Origin of the sequence: Shimia sp. (assembly GCF_041624275.1) — a bacterium.
Lineage (GTDB): Bacteria > Pseudomonadota > Alphaproteobacteria > Rhodobacterales > Rhodobacteraceae > Shimia.
Genome location: NZ_JBFJVE010000146.1, coordinates 1 through 8,374, shown reverse-complemented (window position 1 = coordinate 8,374; position 8,374 = coordinate 1). Strand labels below are relative to the sequence as shown.

Sequence of the window (8,374 nt, the reverse complement as noted above, 5' to 3'; positions counted from 1 at the left end):
CAGCGCCGCGCTTCGACCGCCGCGATGGCGGCGGCCACGGCGGCCTCGATCGACATCTCGCTGGTATCCACGATCACCGCGTCGTCGGCCGGGCGCAGCGGCGCTTCGCTGCGCTGCATGTCGCGCGCGTCGCGTTCCCTGACATCGGCCAGCACTTCGTCGCGCGTGACCTCCAGCCCCTTTCCCGTCAGCTCCAGAAACCGCCGCTCGGCGCGCACCTCGGCGCTGGCGGTGACGAACAGCTTGGCCTCGGCCTCGGGGCAGATCACGGTGCCGATGTCGCGCCCGTCCAGCACCGCGCCGCCGGCGCGGCGGGCAAAGGCGCGCTGGAAATCGACCAGCGCCGCGCGCACCTCGGGCACCACCGCCACTTTCGAGGCCGCCTGCGCCACCTCGGGGCTGCGCAGATCCCCGGCCTCCAGATCCTCGGCCCGCAGGGCACGGGCCGCGTCGATCGCCGCTTCGCCCGAAAGCGTCCTGGCCCCGACCGCGCGGTACAACAGCCCGGTGTCGAGATGGGCAAGGCCGAAATGCGCCGCCACCGCCTTCGAGATCGTGCCCTTGCCGGCCGCCGCCGGCCCGTCGATGGCGATCGTGAAACTCATGGCCTGCCCCTTTTCGACTGCTGTTCTTGATGTCGCGCCGCCTCTATCCCAGCCCGCGCCGCGCGGCGCAAGACCCCGCGCGCCGTCGGCCTCAGCCGCGCCGCCGCCGCAGATGCCCCAGCGCCATCGCCAGCACCAGCGAGGCGGCCACCAGAAGGGTGACGAACTTGGTCACCGTATAGCTGCTGGCCAGCGCCACCAGCTCGGGGTCGGGCCAGGTGTGGAACCCCAGCACCAGGTCCGCGATCAGCGCGTTCTCGCAGAGGTCCATCACCGTATAGCTGGCCGGCACCACCAGCAGGATGACCCGCGACCAGGGGTGCAGGTTGCGCGTCGTCGCCCACAGGCAGCAGCCCATCCACAGCCCCAGAAGCATCGGAAAGGCGGTGTCGATGCGGCGCAGGGTGCCGGCATAGAACTCGCCCTGTGCAGGGCTCATCAGGCTGAGATAGGCCCTGGCATCGGCCTCGGAATAGCCCAGCAGCCGCATGTCGAAGGGCCAGAGCCGCTCGGGCCCCAGCACCAGATGCGCCATGCCCAGCCCGACCAGCAGCCCGTAGGTCGCGATGGTGACCAGCGTCAGTGCAATCAGGGCTTTGGCAAAAGGCTTCAATTCCCGTCTCTCGTTAGTCTCGCCCCGAGCCCGGCCATCAAGGGCTCGAACACGGGGAAGGAAGTGGCGATCGGTGCGCCGTCATCGACACTGACCGGTGCCTGTGTCGCCATGCCCATCACCATGAAGGACATGGCGATCCGATGGTCGAGATGGCTGGCGCAGGTGGCGCCTCCGGGCACGTTGCCATGCCCCAGACCGGTGACGATCCACCAGTCCTCTCCCTCGTCCACCGTCACCCCGTTGGCGCGCAGACCCTTGGCCATGGCATCGATGCGGTCGCTTTCCTTGACCCTCAGTTCCTTAACACCCCGCATCACCGTCTGCCCTGTGGCAAATGATGCCACCACCGAAAGCACCGGGTATTCGTCGATCATCGAGGCCGCCCGCGCCGGGTCGACCTCGATACCCTTGAGATCCGGCGAAAAGCGCGCCCGCAGGTCCGCCACCGGCTCGCCGCCCTCTTGGCGTTCGTTCTCATAGGTGAGATCGGCGCCCATCTCGCGCAGCGTGGTGAACAGCCCGGCCCGGGTCGGGTTGAGGCCGATATTGGGCACCAGCACGTCCGAACCGGGGGTGATGATCGCGGCGCAGACCGGGAAGGCCGCCGAGGAAGGATCGCGCGGCACGGCGATGGTCTGCGGCTTCAGCTCCGGCTGGCCGGTGAGGGTGATCACCCGGCCCGCATCGCTCACCTCGGTGCTGATCTCGGCGCCGAAACCGGCCAGCATGCGCTCGGTATGATCGCGGGTGGCCTCCTTCTCGATCACCACGGTCTTGCCCGGCGCGTTGAGGCCGGCAAAGAGCACCGCCGATTTCACCTGCGCCGAGGGCACCGGCACCTCGTAGCGCACCGGCACCGGATCGGCGGCGCCGACGATGGTCATCGGCAGACGGCCGCCGGCGCGGCCCACCGCCACGGCGCCGAACAGCGCCAGCGGATCGGTGACCCGCGCCATCGGGCGCTTGTTGAGGCTGGCATCCCCGGTGAAGGTCGCGGTGATGCCGGTGGTCGCCATCACCCCCATGATCAGCCGCACCCCGGTGCCGGAATTGCCGCAGTCGATCACCTGCTCGGGCTCGGCAAAACCGCCCACCCCGACACCATGCACCGACCAGTTGCCCCCCCCGAGGTCGGTGACCTCGGCGCCGAAGGCGCGCATCGCCTTGGCGGTGTCCAGAACATCCTCGCCCTCCAGGAGCCCCGAGATCCGGGTCTCGCCCACCGCCAGCGCCCCGAGGATCAGCGCCCGGTGCGAGATCGACTTGTCGCCGGGCACCAGCGCCTCGCCGCTCAGCGGACCGCAGGCATGAGAGGTCATCGGGATCGGGCTGCCGTGTGCGGACATATCGGGGTTCCTTTCTGTCGTTGGCAAAGCTGTTAGCGCAGCCACCGGCGCAGGTAAATGCGCCACATGCGTCTTTCTCTTGCCGGAAATATCCCGGGGTGAATTGGCCACAGGCCAAGAGGGGCAGCGCCCCTCCCCCCCTCACCTCTTGCGGAAGGTCAGGTAATGCGGGCTGCGGCCCTCGCGAAAGGCCTTCTGCTCGTAGCGGGTCGAGATCCAGTCGCCCCAGGGCTCACGCCAGTCCTGCGGCCCCTCGGCCAGCCAGTCAAAGCCGAACCGGGGCACCTGCTCCAGCGTCTGGCGCACATAGTCGGGAATATCGGTGGCCACGCGGAAGATCGCCCCCGGTTTCAGCACCCGTGACAGCGGCTCGAGGTGCTCCGGGGTGACGAAGCGGCGCCGGTGGTGGCGCTTCTTGGGCCAGGGATCGGGATAGAGCAGGAAGGCGCGCGCGATGCTGGCATCCTCCAGCACGTCGAACATGTCGCGGGCATCGCCCGGGTGGACCCGGATATTGTCGGCCCCGGCCTCGCGGATCTTGCCCAGCAGCATCGCCACGCCGTTGATATAGGGCTCGCAGCCGATGATGCCGACCCCGGGGTTGGCCACCGCCTGATGCACCATGTGCTCGCCGCCGCCGAAACCGATCTCGAGCCAGACATCGCGGCCGCCGAACAGCGCCCCGAGGTCGATGCGCTCGCGTTCGGGGTTGTCTTCCCAGCTCACCCGGCCCGGCGCCAGCGCCGCCAGATCCTCGTCAAGCCAGGCCTCCTGCGACTTGCGCAGCCCCTTGCCCTTGAAACGGCCGTAGAAATTCCGCCACGGCGCGCCGGAAGGATGCCTATCGCCGGATTTTTCGCTGTCGGACATGGGCCGGAACCTCGGATCTCTGGATTGGCGCCCCATGTGCCGGATCGCCGCGCCGAGGTCAAGCTGGACTAGTCGCGCAGGATACCGCCCTCGCGCAGCTCGCGGCGGGTCGGGTACCACATGTCGCTGAAATAGCCTTTGGAGCGGATCGCGAATTCGGCGCCGACCCCGCGCGACAGCATATAGGTCAGATCGCGATAGACTTCTTCCTGCGTGTCCTCATAGACCCAGGCGCTGAACTCGAAGGGCGTGCGCCACCCCTCTTCCTCGCGTTCGCTGGCATAGAAGCTCTCGATATCCTCGGGCGACCAGTGGCTGCGGTGAAAACCGATCTTGCCGCCGCGCTGCATCCGCCGCTTGGCACCGCCCAGAAACACCGTCGTGCAGGCGCTTTCACAGACGCTCTGCACCTCGGTATCCAGTTCGAAATCCATCACCAGCCGGGCCATCTCGTCCCCGGCCCACAGGCTCCCGCCCGAGCTGTTCAGGCGCAGGGTGGTGATCTCCGGGTGCCGCTGCAAGACCTGCAACAGCTCGTCGATATCGGCGTTCTCCATCTCTTCCACCACGCCCTCGGGCGGGGCCACCGTGTCATAGACCAGCACCTCGCCCTCGATCGTGAACTTGCCGCTCTCCAGCGGCTCCCTGGCCAGGACCGCCGAGGCGATCAGTGCCAAACCCAGACCCAGACCCAGTCCCAAAAACCGCATAGAGGCTCCTCCGCAAAAAAAACAGTCCCCGCGCCCAGTCTGGAGCCACGGGGACCGAAAATGCAATGGCGGATGCGCGCCGCCTCAGACCGCTTTCTTCAGCGCCTCGACAAGATCGGTCTTCTCCCAGGAAAACCCGCCGTCGGCCTCGGGGTCGCGGCCGAAATGGCCATAGGCCGCGGTGCGCTGATAGATCGGCCGGTTGAGGCTCAGGTGCTGGCGGATGCCGCGCGGGGTCAGGTCCATGGCGGCGCTGACCGCCTTTTCGATCGCCGCGTCGGCCACCGCGCCGGTGCCATGGGTGTCGGCATAGATCGACAGCGGCCGGCTGACGCCGATGGCATAGGACAGCTGGATGGTGCAGCGTTCGGCCATGCCGGCGGCGACCACGTTCTTGGCCAGGTAGCGCGCCGCATAGGCCGCCGAACGGTCGACCTTGGTCGGATCCTTGCCCGAGAAGGCGCCGCCGCCATGGGGCGCCGCGCCGCCATAGGTGTCGACGATGATCTTGCGCCCGGTCAGCCCGGCATCGCCGTCGGGTCCGCCGATGACGAACTTGCCGGTCGGGTTGACGTGCCATTCGGTGGCATCGGTGATCCAGCCCTCGGGCAGCTCCTCGCGGATATAGGGTTCGACCACGGCGCGCACGTCGGCCGAGCTCATCGCCGCGTCGAGATGCTGGGTCGAGAGCACGATCGAGCTGACCCCCACCGGCACGCCGTCGCGGTAGACCACCGAAAGCTGCGATTTGGCATCCGGGCCAAGGGTCGGCTCGGCGCCGGATTTGCGCACCTCGGCGAGGCGGCGCAGCACGGCGTGGGAATACTGGATCGGCGCCGGCATCAGCGCCGGGGTCTCGGTGGTGGCATAACCGAACATGATGCCCTGATCGCCGGCGCCCTCTTCCTTGGTGTCCGAACCGTTGACCCCCTGGGCGATATGGGCCGACTGCTCGTGCAGCAGGTTGGTCACCTCGACGGTGGCATGGTGGAACTTGTCCTGCTCGTAGCCGATGTCCTTGATGCAGGCGCGGGCGATCTCGTCGATGCGCCCCATGTAGTCGTGCAGCTTGTCCTTGTCCGACAGGCCGACCTCGCCGCCGATCACCACCCGGTTGGTGGTGGCGAAGGTCTCGGCCGCGACCCGGGCCTCGGGCTCTTCGGCGAGAAACGCATCGAGAACCGCATCGGATATCCGGTCACAGACCTTGTCCGGGTGGCCCTCGGAAACCGACTCCGAGGTGAAGGTATAATTGTTTCTCATGAAGTGCTCCATTACCTGCGGGTCGTCACGCCAGGAAGCCGTTGTGACGACAGTTCGGCACGGGCTTACGCCGCCGACCGGCAATGGTCAATGGGATTTGTCGGCGCGGGCCCGCCCCCCGCGCCGGCGCAGGCCGAAGAGGCCGAGCCCCAGCACCAGGGCCGCCAGCGGCGCATCGCCGGTCGCCGCGTAAACGGTTCTTTCAAGGGGCGCCGGCAGCGTCGCGTCGACCACCCCCGACCGGTCGAGCGCCAGCGCGGCAAGGATGCGCCCGCGGCCATCGACCACCGCCGAGATGCCGGTATTGGCGGCCCGCAGCAGCGGCAGACCCTGCTCGATGGCGCGCATCCGCGCCTGCACCAGATGCTGGTAGGGGCCGGAAAAACTGCCGAACCAGGCGTCATTGGTCAGCTGCAACAAAAGGTCCGGCCGGGTTTCGGTGCCGCGCATGTCCTGCGGGAACACCGCCTCGTAGCAGATCAGCGGCAGCGCCTTGCCCAGCGGCCCGAGATCCATGAGCTGCGGACCGGGTCCGGCGGAAAACCCGTCGCCCTCGCGCGCTGCCAGCCCGTGAATGCCAAAACGCCCCAGCAGGTCGCCAAAGGGCACATATTCCCCGAATGGCACCAGATGATGCTTGTCATAGATCTGCACCGGCGCGCCGCCGGGATCCAGAAGCACCGCCGAATTGAATATCCGCAGATCCTCATAGCGCATCACACCGGCCAGCACCGGCACGCCGCCGGCGGCCTCGGCCATGGCGGCGCGGCTGCGCACCGAGCCCCCGAGCGGCGCCGGGATCGAGGTTTCCGGCCAGACGATCAGGTCGGGGCGGCGGCCCTCTGCCCCGGTCAGCGCCAGGGCGCGGGCGAAATGGCCGGGCATGAAGTCGGGATCCCATTTCTGGTGCTGCGGCACATTGGGCTGCACCAGCCGCACCAGCGGCCGCTTTGCGGAGCTGGGTTCGGGCGCGGGCAGCGGCCTCAGGGCCAGCACCACGCCCGCCACCGCCGCCAGAGCCGCCGCCGGGGCGCGGCGCGGCGCGGCCAGCGCCGCCGCGGCGGCGAAAACAGCGAGGTTCAACCCGTGCGATCCCAGCCAGGCCGCGCCCTGCCCTGCCAGCCCGTCGACCAGCGCATAGGCCGGCATCGCCCAGGGAAAGCCGCCCAAGAGATAGGCCCGCACCAGCTCGGCCCCGGTCAGCGCCAGCGCCAGCATCCACCGGCCCCGGCCCTGCGCCAGGGCAAAGGCACCGCCCCAGAACAGCGCCATGCCCAGCGCCATCAGCACCAGCGCAAAGGGCGCCATCCAGCCGTGGCGCGCAAGATCGACCAGAAAGGGCTCGACGATCCAGTGCAGGGTCAGCGCGAAATAGCCGGCCCCGAAGGCGAGCCCGGCGGCCAGCGCCCGGCGCCGGTCGCCGAGACCGTCAAAGAGCCGGAAGGCGACGACGAAGCCGGCAAAGCCCGGCAGCAACAGCGAAAAAGGCGCCTGGCCGAGCCCGGCTAGGGCGCCGCAGGCCAGCATCAGCCCCGAGAGCTGCCAGGCCGGGCGCGCCCGCAGCCGGCGCGCCGATGGTTCAGCCATCCTGCGCCTCGGCAAAGCGCACCCGCAGCCGCTTGATGCGGCGCGGGTCGGCATCGACGATCTCGAACTCGGTGCCATCGGGATGGGCCACCACCTCGCCGCGTGCCGGCACATGGCCCAACAGGGTGAACACCAGCCCGCCCAGCGTGTCGACATCCTCGGCATCGACCTCGGCATGGGCGGTCAGGTCGCGCCCGATCTCGGCCTCGAAATCCTCGAGCGGCGTCTTGGCCAGCGCCAGGTAGCAGCCGGGGGTTTCCTGGGTCCAGTGCTGATCTTCCTCGAGATCGTGCTCGTCCTCGATCTCGCCGATCACCTGTTCGATCAGATCCTCGATGGTGACCAGCCCGTCGACGCCGCCGTATTCGTCGATCACCAGCGCCATGTGGCGGCGTTCGGTCTGCATCTTGGTCAGCAGCACCCCGATCGGCATCGAGGGCGGCACGAAGAGCAGCGGCCGCAGCATCTGGTCGAGCCGGAACTGCCCGCCGGCGCCGTTGAACCCGTGTTTCAGCGCCACGTCCTTGAGGTGGGCAAAGCCGATCGGCGTGTCCAGCGTGCCCTCGAAGACCGGCAGCCGGGTCAGCCCGGTGTCGCGGAACAGCTGCACCAGCCCGTCCTTGGAGATACTGGCCGGCGCGGCGATGATCTCGGCCTTGGGAATGGCCACGTCCTCGACCCGCATCCGGCGCAGGTTGATCATGCCATGGGTCTGGGGCCGTGGCGTCTCGGCGCTGCTGCTCTCTGGCGGTGGCACGGCCTCGGCCGGACTTAGCGCATTGACGATGCGGCTGAAAAAGCCGCTTCTCGGTGGTTTGGGGGCCATCGGCTGCGCGCGGAGCGCCGCGTTAGAGGACCCGTCGGAACTGTCGCCCATTTTTCCTTTCCATTCAGGGGTTAATCCCCGTCTCCCTCTCTATATGGGTCAGCGATACCCATTTTGCCAAGTATCCGCGTTTCGATACCCTCCATCAACGTGGCATCCCGGTCACGGATATGGTCGTAGCCCAAGAGGTGCAGCACCCCGTGGACGACCAGATGGCTGACATGATCGGCCAGCGGCTTGCCGGCCTCGGCGGCCTCGCGGGCGCAGGTGTCATAGGCGATGGCGATATCTCCGAGCTCGGTAAGATCCTCGAAGGGGTCGGGCGCGGGCAAGGCCGGCGCGCCGCCGGGCGCCTCGGCACCCAGCTCCTGCGCCGGCCAGCTCAGCACGTTGGTCGGCTGCGGCTTGGCGCGGAAATCGGCGTTGAGATCGGCAATGCGCGCATCGTCGCAGGCCAGCAGCGAGATCAGGCAGGCCTCGGGGTCCATCGACAGATGCGCCAGCGCCGCCCGCGCCGCGCCCTCGGCCAGCGCCGCGAGCCCGGCCTCGTG

At 68.5% G+C, this 8,374-nt stretch carries 9 protein-coding genes and 1 riboswitch; all 9 genes read right to left on the bottom strand.

The window, feature by feature from the left end; genetic code table 11:
- Positions 1-605, bottom strand: a 605-nt coding sequence (locus tag ABZD10_RS11485; protein ID WP_372886636.1) for a d(CMP) kinase, incomplete at its 3' end; no start/stop codon positions are given.
- 91 nt (positions 606-696) lie between these two features.
- Positions 697-1,218 (bottom strand): hypothetical protein, encoded by a 522-nt coding sequence (locus tag ABZD10_RS11480; RefSeq protein WP_372886634.1) that lies wholly within the window; start codon positions 1,216-1,218, stop codon positions 697-699.
- Positions 1,215-2,567: a 3-phosphoshikimate 1-carboxyvinyltransferase gene (gene aroA / locus ABZD10_RS11475; RefSeq protein ID WP_372886633.1), complete on the bottom strand. Its 1,353-nt coding sequence runs from the start codon at positions 2,565-2,567 to the stop codon at positions 1,215-1,217. The genes ABZD10_RS11480 and aroA overlap by 4 nt, the downstream gene beginning before the upstream one ends.
- Positions 2,568-2,708: 141 nt before the next feature.
- Positions 2,709-3,437 (bottom strand): tRNA (guanosine(46)-N(7))-methyltransferase TrmB, encoded by a 729-nt coding sequence (locus tag ABZD10_RS11470; RefSeq protein ID WP_372886631.1) that lies wholly within the window; start codon positions 3,435-3,437, stop codon positions 2,709-2,711.
- Positions 3,438-3,505: 68 nt separating this feature from the next.
- Positions 3,506-4,147, bottom strand: a complete 642-nt coding sequence (locus ABZD10_RS11465; RefSeq protein WP_372886630.1) for a hypothetical protein — start codon at positions 4,145-4,147, stop codon at positions 3,506-3,508.
- A gap of 84 nt (positions 4,148-4,231) precedes the next feature.
- Positions 4,232-5,410, bottom strand: coding sequence for a methionine adenosyltransferase (metK, locus tag ABZD10_RS11460; protein WP_372886629.1), 1,179 nt, complete (start codon positions 5,408-5,410; stop codon positions 4,232-4,234).
- Positions 5,411-5,414: 4 nt separating this feature from the next.
- A riboswitch (SAM-SAH riboswitch) is annotated at positions 5,415-5,463 on the bottom strand.
- A gap of 34 nt (positions 5,464-5,497) precedes the next feature.
- The gene (lnt, locus tag ABZD10_RS11455; RefSeq protein ID WP_372886628.1) at positions 5,498-6,997 is read right to left on the bottom strand and encodes an apolipoprotein N-acyltransferase; all 1,500 of its coding nucleotides are present in this window, start codon (positions 6,995-6,997) and stop codon (positions 5,498-5,500) included.
- Positions 6,990-7,874: a hemolysin family protein gene (locus ABZD10_RS11450; RefSeq protein WP_372886626.1), complete on the bottom strand. Its 885-nt coding sequence runs from the start codon at positions 7,872-7,874 to the stop codon at positions 6,990-6,992. The genes lnt and ABZD10_RS11450 overlap by 8 nt, the downstream gene beginning before the upstream one ends.
- Positions 7,875-7,894: 20 nt before the next feature.
- Positions 7,895-8,374: rRNA maturation RNase YbeY (gene ybeY, locus ABZD10_RS11445; protein ID WP_372886624.1), on the bottom strand; the 480-nt coding region annotated here is incomplete at its 5' end.

Excerpts from the sequence above, each read along its gene's own strand:
- aroA (WP_372886633.1), bottom strand. The coding sequence starts at position 2,567 with ATGTCCGCACACGGCAGCCCGATCCCGATGACCTCTCATGCCTGCGGT.
- ABZD10_RS11470 (WP_372886631.1), bottom strand. The coding sequence starts at position 3,437 with ATGTCCGACAGCGAAAAATCCGGCGATAGGCATCCTTCCGGCGCGCCG.
- ABZD10_RS11465 (WP_372886630.1), bottom strand. The coding sequence starts at position 4,147 with ATGCGGTTTTTGGGACTGGGTCTGGGTCTGGGTTTGGCACTGATCGCC.
- metK (WP_372886629.1), bottom strand. The coding sequence starts at position 5,410 with ATGAGAAACAATTATACCTTCACCTCGGAGTCGGTTTCCGAGGGCCAC.
- lnt (WP_372886628.1), bottom strand. The coding sequence starts at position 6,997 with ATGGCTGAACCATCGGCGCGCCGGCTGCGGGCGCGCCCGGCCTGGCAG.
- ABZD10_RS11450 (WP_372886626.1), bottom strand. The coding sequence starts at position 7,874 with ATGGGCGACAGTTCCGACGGGTCCTCTAACGCGGCGCTCCGCGCGCAG.